Origin of the sequence: Streptosporangium sp. NPDC049078 (assembly GCF_040648855.1) — a bacterium.
Lineage (GTDB): Bacteria > Actinomycetota > Actinomycetes > Streptosporangiales > Streptosporangiaceae > Streptosporangium.
On the sequence record NZ_JBEZEL010000022.1, the window covers coordinates 119,435 to 134,171 of the forward strand.

A 14,737-nucleotide genomic window follows, 5' to 3' on the forward strand; every position below is an offset into this window, starting at 1 on the left:
GGTCCGACCGGCGCCGATTTCTCACGCAATCCACTCGCCTGGAGTGCACTCCAGGTACCTAGGGTGGACACATGGACTATACGCAGCTTGGCCGTACCGGCCTGAAGGTCAGCCGCCTCTGCCTGGGCACGATGAACTTCGGCCCCCTGACCACGGAGGACGACTCCTTCGCGATCATGGACCACGCCCACGAGCTGGGGATCAACTTTTTCGACACGGCCAACGTCTACGGCTGGAAGAAGGGCGAGGGCGTCACCGAGCAGATCATCGGCCGCTGGTTCGCGAAGGGTGGCGGGCGCCGCGAGAAGACGGTGATCGCCACGAAGCTCTACGGCTCGATGGGCGACTGGCCCAACGAGGGCCAGCTGTCCGCGCTCAACATCCGCCGTGCCGCCGACGCGTCGCTGAAGCGGATGCAGACCGACTACATCGACCTCTACCAGGCGCACCACGTCGACCGGAACACCTCGTTCGACGAGTTCTGGGAGGCGATGGACATCCTCAAGCAGCAGGGCAAGATCCTGTACGTGGGGTCGTCCAACTTCGCGGGCTGGCACATCACCAAGGCCCAGGAGAGCGCGCGGCGCCGCAACAGCCTCGGCCTGGTCTCCGAGCAGTCCCACTACAACCTGATCGTCCGTGAGCCCGAGCTTGAGGTGATCCCGGCGTCCGAGGACTACGGGGTGGGCCTGATCCCGTGGAGCCCGCTCGCGGGCGGCCTGCTCGGCGGCATCCTGCGGAAGATCGACAAGGGACGTTCGGCCTCGGAGCAGATCACCAAGCAGCTGGACAAGCACCGCGACAAGATCGAGCGCTACGAGGAGTTCTGCGACGAGCTGGGCGAGGATCCGGCGAACGTCGGCCTGGCGTGGCTGCTCCACCAGAAGGTCGTCACCGCGCCGATCATCGGGCCGCGCACACTCGACCAGCTCGACGGCACCACCAGGGCGCTGGAGATCGTGCTGGACGAGAAGGCCCTCGCCCGCCTGGACGAGATCTTCCCCGGCTTCAAGACGGCGCCCGAGCACTACGCCTGGTAGCGCCGGGAGGCTAGGACACCAGGGCGCCGATCACCACGAGGAGCACGAGCAGTGCGAGCACCGTGGGCAGCAGCCAGCGACGGGGACGATCCACGCCCTGGAGCCTAGCTCTGCCCACGGGGTGCGCGCGCCCCGGGCGCCGTTCCTCGACCGTCTCGTGGCGGTCCCCGGCCCCGCGGCGGGTCCGGCCCTCGCGTTCGACGGCGAGAACGGGCTCGTCACGCACCGGTGGCGGCGGGGATTCCACGGACGGCCGCACGCGACCTCCTGCCGATCACCCTCGTCAGCATTATGGCCACACCGCAACCGATCAGGGTGAGCGCACCGCCCACCATGACCCCCGCGCGCGGGCCGCCCAGCTCGGAGATCCAGCCGAGCAGCGGCGCGCCGATCGGGGCTCCGCCGGTGAACACGAGCACGTAGATCCCCATCACCCGTCCGCGCATCTCCGGCGAGGTGGCGAGCTGCACGCTGGCGTTGGCCGCGGTGTTCACCGAGATCAACGCGATGCCCGCGGGCACGAGGGAGACCAGGTACAGCGGGTACCAGGGGGCCAGGCCGCTCGCGATCTGGAACAGGCCGAACGCGACCGCGCCGCCGACCAGCAGTCTCCGGCTGGGCCGTACCCGCCGTGCCGCCATGAGCGCACCCGCGAGAGCACCGACCGCGAACATGCTGGAGGCGAGCCCGAACGAGGCCGCGCCCGCCCCGAAGACCTCGCGGGCCATGAGCGCGATCGACATCGAGAACGACTGCGTGAACAGCGAGACGAAGGCGACCAGCAGTATCGGCATGAGCAGCTCGGGCCGCGCCATCACGTACCGCAGGCCCTCGCGGAGCTGCCCCTTCGCCCTCGGCACCGGTTCTGGGGTGGTCAGCTCGGAGGTGCGCATGAGCAGCAGACCGGCGAGCACGCCCGCGAAGGACAGGGCGTTGATCAGGAAGATCGGACCGGTGCCGCCGAACGCGTAGATCAGGACACCCGCGACGGCCGGGCCGACCACGCGGGCCAGGTTGAAGCTCGACGCGTTCAGCGCGATCGCGTTGGACAGGTCCTTGCGGCCGACCATCTCCACGACGAACGACTGCCGGGTCGGCACCTCGACGCAGGCGATGAGGCCGAGCAGGAACGCCATCGCGAACACCTGCCAGACCTGGGCCGAGCCGGTCACGACGAGCACGCCCATGGTGAGCGCCAGCAGGCCCATGAACGACTGGGCGACGATCAGCAGCAGCCGCTTGGAGTAGCGGTCGGCGAGCATGCCGCCCCACAGGCCGAAGAGCAGCAACGGCAGGAACTGCAGCATGACGGTCACGCCCAGCGCGAAGGCGCTGCCGTTGGTCAGGTCGAGCACGAGCAGGTCCTGCGCGGTGCGCTGCATCCACGAGCCGACGTTGGAGACCACGCCTCCGGCCGCGAACAGCCGGTAGTTGTAGACGCGCAGGGAGCGGAACATCCCGCCCCGCGTCTCGGGCACGGGCTGGGCCGTCCCGCTCTCCGTGGCCTGCAACTCGCTCGCGGCGGCGGCCCGCGCGGCCCGCCGCCGCCTCATCCTCGCCCTCAGTCCGATCTTCTTGCGTGGGCTCCCGCTCGGCGCACCCGGCTCGCCCGCCGGATGCGCACCGGATTCGCCGCCCGGCTCACCCGCCGGATTCGCGCCGGTTCCCCCGCTCGACTCTCCGGCCGGACTCGCGCCGGGCTCCCGGCCCGGCGCGTCGTCCCGCTCCCCCCGCGACCGCGTTCCCGCCTCGCCCCCAGGCTCGGCAGAGACCTCGGCGTCGTCTGAGACCCCGGTGTCACGTGAGACCCCGGTGTCACGTGAGACCCGGGCGTCGTGTGGAACCCCGAGTTGCTCGGGTTCTTCCGGTTCTTCGGGTTCGGCTAGATCCGGCTGAGCTTCTCCAGTATCGGAGCCGCCTGCCGGAGCGTCGCCCTCTCCTCGGGTGTCAGCTCCTTCAGCCGCTGTGTCAGCCACGCCTCCTTGAGGCGCCGCTCCTCCCTCAGCAGCGTTGAGCCCTGCTCTGTCACGCTCACGGTCACCTGGCGCCGATCGGTCGGGTGCGGTGTGCGTGACACCAGCTCCCGCTCGGCCAGCACGGCGATCACGCGTGTCATCGAGGGCGGCTGCACCTTCTCCAACTCGGCCAATTCGCCGGGGGTTATCGCGGAATGCCGTTCTACGGCGGCGAGCGTCGCGAGCTGGGTGGGCGTCAACGAGTGCACCGCGGCCTGCCTGCGCAGGCGTCTGTTCAGTCGTGCCAGCGACACGCGCAGAGCCGAAGCGAGACCGGCGTCGCTGCGCAGGCTCGCGACGTGGTCCTTCCTGGGGTGGTTCATTAGCGTAAGTCATTACCTTTGCTAACTATATACGGATGCACGTGATTCCCTCCAGAGGGGTTTTCTTCTCGGCGCGGGGCCGTACAGCGTGCCAGACGGACGGGAGATCGCCAACCCGCCCGGAGCACCCGGGGTTCCTCGCCGGGAACCCCGGGGAGAGCTCGACACCCAGTGGAAACGCCGGCGGGTCCGGCCGTACTCCCCCTGCGGAAGCCGAGGTCTCTCGAAGGAGCGACCTCTCACACCAGGATCTCACCGCCCGCCTCGCCCCTCGAAGCCGCCGTCGCGCATCCCGAAACGCCGGCGGAGGGGCAGCGGGGTGCCACCCGGCTTCTCGTCCTCACGCGGCGCCGGATCTCATGGAATTCTCAGTTCGGGATGAGGGAGGTCTCAGACGGTCGGCCGACCATCGGTCCGGTAAGTGCCATGCCCTTCATCGGACAAGGAGTCACATGAACCGCACCAAGCGCATGATCATAATCGCCGGTGCCGGCACCACTCTCGCCGCCGGGCTGACCGTCCCCGTGGCGGCCTGGGCGACCAGCCCCACCCCCGCGCCGTCGTCCTCCTCCTCGGAGACCCCCGGCACCGCCCCCGACGGCCCGCGCGGCCCGCACGGCGGTCCCGGCCGTCACGGTGGTCTCCATGGCCCCGGCCATCACGAGGAGATGGCCGCCAAGCTCGCCGAGATCCTCGGGGTCGACAAGGACAAGGTCACCACGGCCCTGGAGGAGATCAGAAAGGAAGGCGGTCCCGGCCGGCCTCCCAAGGCCCCCGAGCAGGACGAGACGGAGAAGACCGCCCCGCAGGACGAGCCGAACGCCACGCAGGACGAGCCGAAGAAGGCCGCCCCTCAGGAACGACTGGCCGAGGCCCTGGCCGGCAAGCTCGGGATCAGCGCGGACAAGGTCGTCGCAGCGCTGGAGACGCTCGACCAGCAGCGCCGCGCCGAGGTCGAGACGGCCTTCGCCGAACGACTGAAGGAGGCCGTCACCGCGGGCACGCTCACCCAGGCCGAATCCGACGCCGTCCTCAAGGCGTACCGCGCGGGTCTGATCCCCGCCGGCCCCCGGGGACGCTGAGCACAACCGCACGGGAGCACGTACGGCCGTCACGGTGCATCATCACCGTGACGGCCGTACCTCGTTCTCAGGGGTTCGGCGCGGCGTACGGGACAGCGCTCACGAGCAAGGCGAGGCGAGCGATCCATACCCGGCTGCTACCTGATTTGCATGCTCGCGAGCATGCAAATCAGGTAGCAGCCGTCCTACCGTCATGATCTGAGGCCGGGAAATCGCAGATCTTGGGCCGCGGACGCCACTCCTGGTGCGCCGGTGGCCGCTCTCGGCCCGCCATGGCGTACGAGAACGCGGAAGGCCGTCGCGGTGACCACCTTCTCGGATCACCGTGACGGCCTTCCGCGCGTCGCTCAGCCGAGGCCGAGCATGGTCTTGATCGGGCCGAGTGCGAAGTAGACGACGAACAGGCCCGCGACCGTCCACATCAGCGGGTGGACCTCACGGGTCTTGCCCTTGATGGCCTTGATCAGCACGAAGGTGACGAAGCCCGCGCCGATGCCGTTCGCGATCGAGTACGTGAACGGCATCAGGACGATGGTGAGGAACGCCGGGATCGAGATCTCGTAGTCGGTGAAGTCGATCTCGCGGATGGCGGTCATCATCAGGAAGCCGACCACGACCAGGGCGGGAGCCGCGGCCTCGTAGGGGACGACGGCGACGAGCGGCGAGACGAAGATGGCCAGCAGGAACAGCACGCCGGTGACGACGCTGGCGAGGCCGGTGCGTGCGCCCTCGCCGACACCCGCGGCCGACTCGATGTAGGTGGTGTTGGAGGAGACGGAGGCCGCGCCTCCGGCCGCCGCGCCGATCGAGTCGACGAGGAGGATCTCGCGGGTCCTGGGCAGGGTGCCGTCCTCCTTGATCAGCCCGGCCTGCCCGCCGACGCCCACGATCGTGCCCATGGTGTCGAAGAAGTCGGTGATGAGGAGGGTGAAGATGAGCAGCAGGGCGAGGACGACCGAGACCGAGCCGAAGGCGCCGAGCGGGTCGAACTCCCTGAAGAGCACCAGCGGGTTGTTGAAGCCGAAGATCTGCTCGGGCAGCTGGGGGACGACGAGCTGCCAGCCCGCGGGGTTCGGCTGCTGGCCGGGCGTCACCGAGGCCCCGACGTTGGTGACGGCCTCGACGATCACCGCGAGGACGGTGGTGGCGATGATGCCGATCAGGATGGCGCCCTTGGTCTGACGCGCCACCAGCAGCACGATCAGCAGCAGGCCGACCACGAAGACCAGGATCGGCCAGCTGGTCAGCGAGCCCCCGATGCCGAGTTCCAGCGGCGGCCCGGCGGCCACGCGGCGGACGAAGCCGGCGTCCACGAAACCGATCAGCGCGATGAACAGGCCGATGCCGACGCTGATCGCCGTCTTCAGCTGGGGCGGGATGGCGTTGAACACCGCGGTACGGAACCCGGTCAGCACCAGGAGCCCGATGATCACGCCCTCCAGGAACACCAGGCCCATCGCCGACTCCCAGGACATCTGCGAGGCGATGCCGTAGGTGACGAAGGCGTTCAGGCCGAGGCCCGCGGCCATCGCGAAGGGGACCCTGCCGACGATCCCCATCAGGATGCTGAGCAGTCCGGCCACCAGGGCGGTGCCCGCCGCGACGAGCGGGACGTTGGGCGCGCTCCCGTCTCCGATGAACTGGCCTTCGACGTCCGGGACGGTGGCGATGATCAAGGGGTTGAGCACGACGATGTAGGCCATCGTGAAGAACGTGGCGAACCCACCGCGCACCTCCCTGCCCACGGACGAGCCACGGTCGGAGATGAAGAAGAAGCGGTCAACTTTACTTAATTCAGGATTTTTAACATCGCTCACTCGCGCAGAGTGACAGCGAGCTTTCCTTCTCGGAAGGCCCGGCCGTCGATGGTGATGGTTTCGAGATGGATTCGCGCCTTCACGTGACCCGTTTTGCGAATAGTGAGAGGTCGTCACCTAGTCTGGAGCGCGTGAACCAGCCACGACCTCCGGATCTGCAGCCGTTGAAGACCAACGACACGCTCACGATCCTCACGGGTACCGGCCTGTGGGCCGTCGCCCTGGTCGTCCTTCTCGTCGCGCAGCCGGGCCCCGAGCACCGCTGGTGGATCTGGACCTGTGTCTCGGGCATCTGCGGCGGCCTTTTCGGCCTCTGGTACGTGCGCCGCCGCAACCGCCGCCCGCCGCCCGAGGCCGAAGGGCCGATCGAGCCGACCACCACGATCACGTAAACCCCCGGGCCGCGCCCGGGGGTCCGCCCGCCCGTGGTTTCCCCACCCCGTCGTCGCCGTACTTCACCGTGGGACGCCCCCGAGCGCGCCCAGGGATCATCCCCACGGTTCCGCCTCGCGGCGCCGTCGGCGTCCCCCGAGCGCCCAGGTGATCGTCTAGGTCGAGGCGGTCCAGCTGTCCAGGTCGGCCTCGGCGAGCAGCAGCGGCACCGCCGCCGGGTCGCGCAGCAGCGCCGCCACCGCGAGCCGGTCGCCCCACTGGCCGGACGCCCAGGCGAGCCCGCGCGCCAGCCCCTCCACACCCGAGGCGTGCACCATGCCCTCGAAGAACCTCCAGGCCGCCGGGACACCGTCCACCAGCAGCCTCTCGTGCTCCACGTAGCCGCTGGGCGCGGTCGGCAGCAGCGACCGCACGGCGGGCGGGACGTCGCGCTTCTCGCCGGAGGACGTCACCTCACCCGCGGCCTCCTCACCGGCGAGCGGCAGGTCGAGCAGCTCCGACAGCGCCTCGGCCAGGTCGAACGGGGCCAGGATCAGCGGCCGGCCCGCGACGAGCGGCAGCAGGTCCGGCGCCTCGACCACGACCGGCTCACCCGCCGCCTCCGCGTCGCCCCCGGAGTCGGCGCCGACGGACAGCACGCGGCCGTCCTCGGCGTCGACGGCGACGATCGCGTCACCGAGGACGGCGCGTACGGCGCGCGGGGGCCCGACACGGGCGGGGTCGACGCCGGCGAGCGCCACCCACAGGGAGCGGAGCTGGGCGCGATCGACCTCCACGGAGGGGTCGCCCAGCAGGTCGAGCAGCTCGTCGGGACCACCGTGGGAGGCGAGCAGGTCGGCCAGCGTACTCCGGACCCCGATCATCGCCAGCGCGGCCTCGTCGACGACGGCGGGGGCGTCCCCGTACAGGCCGAACAGCAGCGGGTCACCCGCGGGGAGCCGCAGCTCCGTGGGGCGCCTGCCGGCGAGCACCGGGTGCGTGGAGAGCCACCAGGCGGTGTAGGAGGGCACCTCCACGACCTCCCCCGCCACCAGGACCCGCAGCGGGTGCAGGACCGAACGGAGCGGCGGGCGCGACAGCAGGGCGAGGGCGGCGGGCCAGTCGGCGACGTACTCCAGGTCGCGTACGGCGGAGAACTCCCTCGCGACCGGCGGTACGGCCGTCTCGGGCAGCAGGTCGAGGACGACCTCCAGCCACTCGTCCTCGCGGTCCAGGTCGTGGTCGCACTCGTCGGGATCGATCATGACGTCGGAGTCGTTGACCACGGCGAAGCCGTCGAGCACCCCGGCCGCCGCGAGCACCCGGGGGCCGTACCGCTCCACCAGCTCCGGCGCGGCCGTGCCGAAGTGCGTCTCGCGGTCGAGCAGCCCGGCGAGCGCCCCGTCGGCGAGGAGCAGCTCGCCCGCCGGGTACAGCTCGCCGTCGGCGCCGCGCAGCGCCAGCTCTGACAGCCAGGGGGCGTCGCCCGCGGTCAGCCCGGCGGCGTCGACCAGCGCGAGCACCGCCTTGGCCACCGGTTCGGAGTCGGGGCTGTCCAGCGACTCCGAGACGGCGGAGCGGGTCAGCGGGTCCTCCAGGACGGTACGGGGCGTGGCCTCGCCCGCGCCGAGCCTGAGCAGGAGGGGATGGGCCGCGTCCGGGTGCACGACACGCAACCCGAGCGGCGCGAGGACCGCCGGGTCCAGCCTGGAACCGTCGGTGAGCAGCAGCGTGCCGCGCGGCCCCCTGACCAGGCGGCCGTCGGCCAGCGGCACCGGCAGCGCGCCGAGGGCCTCGGGGTCGTCGGCGGGCAGCACCTCGTACAGCGACCGCCACCAGGCCGGGTCCCTGTCCTTGACGGCGTCGCCGGAGAGCATGTCCACGATGTCGGAGAGCTGCACCCGGTTCACGCCGAGTGCGGTGATCGCCGGATGCCGGGACGGCCATCCCGCGGGCAGCAGTCCGGGGATCATGGGGGCGACCCTCTCCAGCAGCTCGGCCGGGGCCGCGACGACGGACGCCTGCCGCCCGGAGACGACCGGCTCCGCACCGGCGGAGAGCGCGTCCGGGGAGGCGTCGCCCGCCGCGCCGGAGCCGACCCCTGCCGCGCCGATACCGGCTCCGGCGTCGAGTGGACCGGCGTCGGCGGGACCGTCGGCGGGGTCGGGGAGCAGGAGCGAGGCACCGGAACCGCCCGGCCTGCCCGACGAGGCCGGGTCGGCGGGCGGCGAGAGGGCGGGAAGCAGCGGGGCGTCGGGGAGCCTGCGCAGGATCGCCCGGCGGATGCGGGCGTCCAGCTCGCCCTTGCCCATCATGCCCGGGACGAGGTCGAGGAGCCGGGGAGTGCGAGGCAGCCCGGCGAGCAGTTCCAGGTAGGTGTCGGCGGCACGCTCGACCAGGAAGTCGGTGAGCGGGCCCGGCGCGACATGCCGCCGGTCGGTGGCCATCGGGAACGAGGCGATCAGCAACGCGGGCAGATCCAGCGGCTCGTCGCTCGGCGTGGGCGCGTGCACCACGGGCGGTACCAGCGCGGGCAGCGGCCGGGGCTCCCCGCCCGCCCCGGCGAACCCGGAGGACCCGGAGGACCCGGAGGACCCGGAAGACCCGGAAGACCCGGACCTGACAGAGCCGCCCTCGACAGAACCGGCCCCGGTCCCGGCGGTCTCGGACCCGGTGGCGGGCACGGGAGCGGTGACGGGCACCGCCCAGCGGACCAGCCAGTGCGGCCGGGAGCGCTCCTCCGTCGGGCGGTCGGCGAAGAGCTCGGCCACCTGCTCGGGAGTGAACCGCCCGGAGTCCGAGACGACCTTCCAGCCCTCGGAGGTGACGGTCCGCGTCTCGCCGTCCACGTCGATCTCGATCGACTCCAGGGCGGGCAGGCCGAGCAGCAGGGCGGGGCTGGTCTCCCGCAGCATCGCCCGTACGGCCTCCTCGGCCGCCTCGTCACGAAGCGGCAGCCGCACGAGCGTGTCGAACCCCGCGGGGATCTCCACCGGGCCCGCGGGGAAGGGGAGACGCAGCAGCGGTACGTGCCCGCCGCGCTCGGCGAGCTCCTTGGCCAGCTCGGGCTCCGCGGCCACCAGGGCGGCGGTCTGGTCACGGGACCAGCGGACGACCCCGGAGCCGAGCGAGCCGATCACCGGCTCGTCACAGACCGACACCACGGCCGCGAACCCGACGCCGAACCGGCCGGCGGCGTGGGCGTCGTCGCGCTTGGCGGAGACACGCAGCGTGGACAGACCCTCGATCCCGGACCTGTCGACGGGGGCGCCGACGTTGGCGGCCGACAGCACGCCCTCGCGCAGCGAGAGGCGGAGCCGTCCGGGCACCCCTGCGCGGAGCGCGGCGTCCGCGGCGTTCTGGGCGAGCTCGACGATCAGCCGGTCGCGGTAGCCGCCGAGTGCGAAGTCCTCCTCCGCGTTGGCGTCCTCACGGAAACGGGCGGGCGAGGCCGTCCAGGCGGCCAGGACGGCGGAACGCAGTCGTTCGGTGCCGAAGATGTCAGTCAAGGCGATGCTTCCAAAGGTCGAAGCCCCGCGCGACCAGGTGCCCCGGCCGCGACGGCCAGGACGACCAGTACGGCCAGGACGCCACGGAAGCGGCTCCCGGCCGCGACGGCCGGGTGTGCCGCGGGGACGGGCGGCGGGGCGGGATGGACCCGGTGGTGCCCCGGGTTGGGAGCGGCCCGGCGACGCCGGGTCAGGAGTGACCGAGCGGCTCGGAGGCGGTGTCGTCCACCGATCCGGCCAGGTCTGGTTCCGAGACGTGCTCGGCGGTGTCGTAGGAGAGGTCGTCGAGGATCGGCGAGGTCGGCTCGACCTGGTGCGGCAGCACGGCGGCCTCGGAGTGGGCGCCGCAACCGTGGTCGGCGGCGACGACCCGCCCGTCGTCGGGAGCGTACTCGTTCGCGCAGACCCCGAAGCCGGTGCGCAGCGCGCCCGCGAGCGGCCAGTAGAAGCCGCAGGTGGAGCACTGGGCGGGCGCGGCGTGCGCGAGCGGGGTGTGCGGTCCCGACTCGCCGGAGTGCCAGCGCCGCACGGCGCGGTCGCGGCCGATCGGGGAGAGCACCCTGGCCCGGCCGAGACCGTACTCGAAGATCATCTGATGGTCGGAGTCGTCGTCGGTCTCGGTGAAACCGGGCGCGAGCCTGTCGTCGTCGTCGGAGGTGGGCAGCAGGTCGCCCACGCCGAGATCGCCGGGACGCAGCCTCTCGCTCCACGGCACCCACTGCGGCGGCATCAGGGCCCCCGAGCCGGGCAGGAGCACGACCTCGCTCACCGTCACGTTGCGCGCCCGCGAGGCGCGGGCGACCGTGACGGCCCAGCGCCAGCCCCGGTAGGCGCGGTCGAGACAGGCGAAGTAATGGGTGACGACGCGGTCGCCCTCACCCTCGACCCCGAGGTGCTCGCCCACCTCTCCGGGCCTGACATTCTCCTCGACCGCGGCTCTGGCCAGGTCGACGGCCGCGACGCACGCCTGGTCAAGGACCACGGCGCGGGATCGAGTCCGACTCATGAGTCGCCTCCCGTCAGCCTCGCAGCACGACGGCTGCCGTCCCTACCGGCTGGCTCGCTCACTGCGCTCACAGTTCATTCTCGCCCATGCCCGGAGCGAACGGCACCGTGGACATCTAATCACCCGGGAAGTGATCCGGCGCACCGGAGACCGGCCGTCATGGCGAGCCCGGGCGAGGTGGCGGACTCCGATCGCCCCAGGAGCGATCTGACGCACCCCGGATCCCCACGAGCAGAAAGGCCCGCGGATCCTCTCCGATCATCCCTGGAGTGACCTGACGCACCCCGGAAGAGAAGCCGGCCAGGCCGGTGGAGCCCGATCCCCCGGAGTGACCAGCCACCCCCTGAGAGCGCCCCGGCCGAGGCGGTGGCTTCGATCGCCAGGGGAGTGACCAGGCGCACCGGACAACTCACCCGCCCTTCGGGTATGACTGGATACGTGGCAGCTGGGTGGGAACGGGCGCGGAAGACGGTGGGCGATGCCTCCCGGTGGGTCGGCGAGGCCGCCTCCGCCGCGGGCAGGACCGCCGCGCGCGCGGGCCGCGGCACCGGCCGGGTGACGGCCAAGGCGGGCAGGGGGGCGGTCAGCGGCACCCAGCGGGCGGGCAGGGCCGCGCGGCGGCTGACCCACGCGCAGGGCGCGGGCCGTACCGGGCTGGGCCAGCTGATCGAGTTGACCGCCGCGCACAGCGTGGGCGACGCCCTGGTCACCGCGGCCCTGGCCGGGACGCTCTTCAAGCTCCCGGTGAACGAGGCACGCGGCCAGGTCGCCCTCTACCTGCTGATCACGATGATCCCGTTCGTGGTGGTCGCGCCGTTCGTCGGCCCGGTCCTCGACCGGTTCCGCTCCGGGCGGCGTTTCGTGATGGCCGGGACCCTCTTCGGCCGCGGGCTGCTCTGCTTCGCGATGGCGGCGGCGATCGTCCCCGGCGACGTGTTCACGATCTTCCCCGCGGCGCTCGCCGTGCTGGTGCTGTCGAAGGCGTACAACGTCTCCCGCGCGGCGATCATGCCGAGCGTGCTGCCCGCCGACATCGCACTCGTCACGGCGAACGCGAGGGTCGCCCTGTTCGCGCTGGTCGCGGCGGGCGTCGCGGTGCCGATCGGCGCGGGCGCCAGCGCCTGGCTGGGCGCCGAGTGGGTGCTGCGCGGGGCGACGGTGCTCTTCCTGTTCCAGGGTGTGCTCGCCGTACGGCTCCCGCGCCACATCGACTCCCCCGACCTGGACGAGCTGGACGACGAGGGCGAGGAGCGGCCACCCCGCTGGCGCACGATGCTGAACGTGGGTCCCGTGGTGACCGAGGCGATGCACGCCAACGTCGCCATCCGCCTCTACTCCGGGTTTCTGCTCTTCTACCTGCTGTTCCTCGTCCAGGACAAGAACCTGCCCGGCCTGCCGCCGGTGGTCGCCATCGGCGTGCTGGGAGCGGCCGCCGGGATCGGCGGGCTGGCGGGCACGGCCGTGGCCTCGTGGGTGCGCAACCACTCCCCGCAGGTCATCGTGCTCGGAACGCTCGCCCTGACGACCGCGATCACGATACTGGCGGCCGTCGTCTTCCAGTTGTGGAGCGCGGTGGCGGTCGCGCTCGCGGCCGCGTTCGCCCAGGGCCTGGGCAAGCTCGCGCTGGACGCGATCGTGCAACGGGAGATCGGCGAGGAGGTGCGCTCGTCCACGTTCGGGGTGGTGGAGGCCTTCCTCCAGATCGCGTGGGTGCTGGGCGGCCTGGTCGGGCTCTGGCTCTCGCTGTTCGCGAGCGGGACGGCGGGACTGGCCGTGATGTCCGTGGTGCTGGCGGGTTCGCTCGGCTGGCTGCTGGTACGCCGCCGAGGACGGGTCAAGGAGGTGGACGCCAGGGTCGAGGCCGCGAGAGGTCCGCGCCGCCCCCCGTCAGGGCCGCACCCCACGGCGAACGGAGAGCGGCCCTCATCGGACCGCACGCCGGAGGAGCGGGTCGGGTCGCGGCCCGCCGGGACGACCACCGCGGTCGTACACCACGGGGATCCACCGACGGAGAAGCGGACCAGACCGCTCACCAACCCGCACGGCTGAGCCGCGAGGGTCTTCCGGCGGGTTCGAATCAGTCGTCGAGGTCGTCGGCGACGGCTCGGAGCACGGCGGCGATCTTCTTCGCGTGCGCGGCCTCCGGCTGCTTGCCCCTCTGGTACGACATGGAGACCGTGTCCAGGAGCTTGATCAGATCCTCCACGATGACGACCATCTCGTCGGGCTTCTTGCGCTTGCCCTTGGGCTTGGCGGTCTTGGCGAGTGTGGGGGGCTGATCGATCACTCGGACCGAGAGCGCCTGCTGGCCGCGGCGCCCCTCGGCCACACCGAATTCGACCTTCTGTCCCGGCTTGAGGGAATCCACGCCGGACGGCAGCGCGGAAGAATGCACGAAGACCTCACCGCCGTCGTCGCGGGTGAGGAAGCCGAATCCCTTGTCGGCGTCGTACCACTTGACCTTGCCACTCGGCACAGGGGTGACCTCGTTCAGACTGTCGTGAAAAGGAATGGATGTAGGTTATGCCCCGCAGGCGCCGGGAGCGACCGCATATTGAGACCCGAATTACACGAGAACGGGGGTTCGCCAGTCGTCGAACCATTCGACGAACTCGGTCAGGTCACCCAAGATCACATCGGCTCCGTGATCACGCAGTTCTCCCGCCGGATAGACACCTGTCGCCACCGCCACGCTGACGACTCCCCCCGCTCGTGCCGCGTCGATGTCCGCGACATGATCCCCAACATATGCGGCGGCGCCGAAAGCCGCGAGGGCCGGACCCTTGGCCGCCCCGAAAACCGATCCGGCGACCTCGTCCACCTCCAGCCCGAGGAACTCGACCGTCCTCGCCGCGTCGCGGGCGTTCTTGCCCGTGACCACGGCGACCCTGCCTCCCACCCGCCGTACGGCCTCGACGGCCTCGCGCGCGCCGGGCATGAGGGTGGTGACCGGGACGGCGATCGACGGATACAGCTCCCGGTAGACGTCGGCGGCGGCGGGGACCTCCTCGACGGGCATCCAGTTGGCCAGTTCCCACTCCAGCGGCGGCCCCAGTCTGCCCAGCACGGTGACGGTGTCGATGAAGATGCCGGTACGCAGCGCCACCTCCTCGTAAACGGCGGCGATGCCCGCACGCGTGTCGGCGAGCGTCAGATCGAGGTCGAATCCCACAGAGTTCACCAGGTCACTCACCGCTCCTTGTCCGCTCCGCGAAGAGATTCACGGAGAATCCCTCAAAGAATGCCAAATACCCCCAAACATTGCTAATCCAGAGCGTTGTCCGTGACGCACCCCACCGCGGAAGCCTTCACGAAAAGATTCGCCTATCCGGAAGACGCGCCGACGCCTCCCCATCGGTTCTCCGGTGTTCGCGGAGACCGTGGGCGAGCCCTCGGGGCCGCGTGGAGCGCGACCGCTTCTCCGCCTCCCTGATGTGCCGCACCCTCGGCCCGCCGCCCCGGCGGATGGTCCGGACCATCCGCCGACAGACCCGGCGGCCGACGCGCCACCGGACGGTCACCCCGCGAGAGCGGAGGCCGTGACCACCCCGTGCGAGGCCGGAAGCCGTGAGG

11 protein-coding genes are annotated in these 14,737 nt (G+C 71.3%); 4 read left to right on the plus strand and 7 right to left on the minus strand.

All coding sequences use genetic code 11. From position 1 onward, the window contains the following. The first annotated feature begins 71 nt into the window (after positions 1-71). The gene (locus AB0B90_RS32650; protein WP_350945775.1) at positions 72-1,040 is read left to right on the plus strand and encodes an aldo/keto reductase; all 969 of its coding nucleotides are present in this window, start codon (positions 72-74) and stop codon (positions 1,038-1,040) included. Between the two features lie 218 nt (positions 1,041-1,258). On the opposite strand, the gene AB0B90_RS32655 is transcribed toward AB0B90_RS32650, so the two are convergent. Both AB0B90_RS32655 and AB0B90_RS32660 read right to left on the minus strand, forming a co-directional pair. Next, entirely contained in the window at positions 1,259-2,593 is a 1,335-nt protein-coding gene (locus tag AB0B90_RS32655) for an MFS transporter (protein ID WP_350945777.1), read from the minus strand. 329 nt (positions 2,594-2,922) lie between these two features. Continuing rightward, the gene (locus AB0B90_RS32660) at positions 2,923-3,378 is read right to left on the minus strand and encodes a MarR family transcriptional regulator (RefSeq protein WP_350945778.1); all 456 of its coding nucleotides are present in this window, start codon (positions 3,376-3,378) and stop codon (positions 2,923-2,925) included. Positions 3,379-3,830: 452 nt separating this feature from the next. Here AB0B90_RS32660 and AB0B90_RS32665 point away from each other — a divergent pair, with 452 nt between their 5' ends. Continuing rightward, positions 3,831-4,460 (plus strand): hypothetical protein, encoded by a 630-nt coding sequence (locus AB0B90_RS32665; protein ID WP_350945779.1) that lies wholly within the window; start codon positions 3,831-3,833, stop codon positions 4,458-4,460. 347 nt (positions 4,461-4,807) lie between these two features. Here the strand turns inward: AB0B90_RS32665 and AB0B90_RS32670 are convergent, their stop codons facing one another. Next, positions 4,808-6,277, minus strand: coding sequence for an NCS2 family permease (locus AB0B90_RS32670; protein WP_362926233.1), 1,470 nt, complete (start codon positions 6,275-6,277; stop codon positions 4,808-4,810). A 131-nt stretch (positions 6,278-6,408) separates the two neighbouring features. On the opposite strand from AB0B90_RS32670, the gene AB0B90_RS32675 reads away from it, so the two are divergent. Beyond that, positions 6,409-6,669 (plus strand): DUF2530 domain-containing protein, encoded by a 261-nt coding sequence (locus tag AB0B90_RS32675; protein ID WP_350945781.1) that lies wholly within the window; start codon positions 6,409-6,411, stop codon positions 6,667-6,669. Positions 6,670-6,825: 156 nt separating this feature from the next. Here AB0B90_RS32675 and AB0B90_RS32680 read toward each other — a convergent pair whose 3' ends face one another. Further along, positions 6,826-10,158, minus strand: coding sequence for a hypothetical protein (locus AB0B90_RS32680; RefSeq protein ID WP_362926234.1), 3,333 nt, complete (start codon positions 10,156-10,158; stop codon positions 6,826-6,828). A gap of 190 nt (positions 10,159-10,348) precedes the next feature. Further along, a complete protein-coding gene (locus AB0B90_RS32685; protein ID WP_350945783.1) occupies positions 10,349-11,164 on the minus strand; it encodes a DUF3027 domain-containing protein in 816 nt (271 codons plus the stop codon). A gap of 438 nt (positions 11,165-11,602) precedes the next feature. Between AB0B90_RS32685 and AB0B90_RS32690 the strand changes: the two genes are divergently transcribed. Beyond that, positions 11,603-13,213 carry an MFS transporter gene (locus tag AB0B90_RS32690; RefSeq protein ID WP_362926235.1) on the plus strand — a complete coding sequence of 537 codons (1,611 nt, stop codon included), beginning with the start codon at positions 11,603-11,605 and terminating at the stop codon, positions 13,211-13,213. 28 nt (positions 13,214-13,241) lie between these two features. Here the strand turns inward: AB0B90_RS32690 and AB0B90_RS32695 are convergent, their stop codons facing one another. Both AB0B90_RS32695 and AB0B90_RS32700 read right to left on the minus strand, forming a co-directional pair. Further along, entirely contained in the window at positions 13,242-13,640 is a 399-nt protein-coding gene (locus AB0B90_RS32695; protein ID WP_350945785.1) for a cold-shock protein, read from the minus strand. Positions 13,641-13,730: 90 nt separating this feature from the next. Further along, a complete protein-coding gene (locus AB0B90_RS32700; RefSeq protein WP_362926236.1) occupies positions 13,731-14,345 on the minus strand; it encodes an HAD family hydrolase in 615 nt (204 codons plus the stop codon). Between the last annotated feature and the right edge of the window lie 392 nt (positions 14,346-14,737).

Excerpts from the sequence above, each read along its gene's own strand:
- AB0B90_RS32650 (WP_350945775.1), top strand. The coding sequence starts at position 72 with ATGGACTATACGCAGCTTGGCCGTACCGGCCTGAAGGTCAGCCGCCTC.
- AB0B90_RS32655 (WP_350945777.1), bottom strand. The coding sequence starts at position 2,593 with ATGAGGCGGCGGCGGGCCGCGCGGGCCGCCGCCGCGAGCGAGTTGCAG.
- AB0B90_RS32660 (WP_350945778.1), bottom strand. The coding sequence starts at position 3,378 with ATGAACCACCCCAGGAAGGACCACGTCGCGAGCCTGCGCAGCGACGCC.
- AB0B90_RS32665 (WP_350945779.1), top strand. The coding sequence starts at position 3,831 with ATGAACCGCACCAAGCGCATGATCATAATCGCCGGTGCCGGCACCACT.
- AB0B90_RS32685 (WP_350945783.1), bottom strand. The coding sequence starts at position 11,164 with ATGAGTCGGACTCGATCCCGCGCCGTGGTCCTTGACCAGGCGTGCGTC.